Consider the following 372-nt stretch of genomic DNA (forward strand, 5'->3'; position numbering starts at 1 on the left):
AGGCAGCCGCATTAGCCAGAAAACAGGAAAAAGAAGAAGCGGCGGAAAAGCCGGAAGGCGAAACGGATATAGCGAAGCAAAAAGCGGCGGCCGCGGTCAAGGCGAAGGCTGAAGCACTTGCCCGAAAACAGGCGAAAGCTGAAAGTGCGGAAAAGCCGGAAGGCGAAATGGATATAGCAAAGCAAAAAGCAGCGGCAGCGGCCAAAGCGAAAGCGGCTGCTGCTGCGAAGAGCAGGACTGCTGTAAAGGAAAGCGAGGAAGTTAACACCCCTAGCGAACTTTCCCCAAATCAGTCGAAACTGGATCAAATCGTTTCTGCTATTGAGAGCCATATAGGACAAGGGGCATTATTAGAGCACTATATTAATAGAT

At 50.5% G+C, this 372-nt stretch carries 1 pseudogene; it reads left to right on the forward strand.

What is annotated here, in order from left to right:
- Nucleotides 1–372: pseudogene (locus FNK51_RS26880) on the forward strand (NADH-quinone oxidoreductase subunit C); the annotation flags it as partial.

This window comes from Bacillus sp. B4EP4a (assembly GCF_006680105.1).
In the GTDB taxonomy this organism is placed as follows: Bacteria; Bacillota; Bacilli; order Bacillales; family DSM-1321; genus Peribacillus; species Peribacillus simplex_E.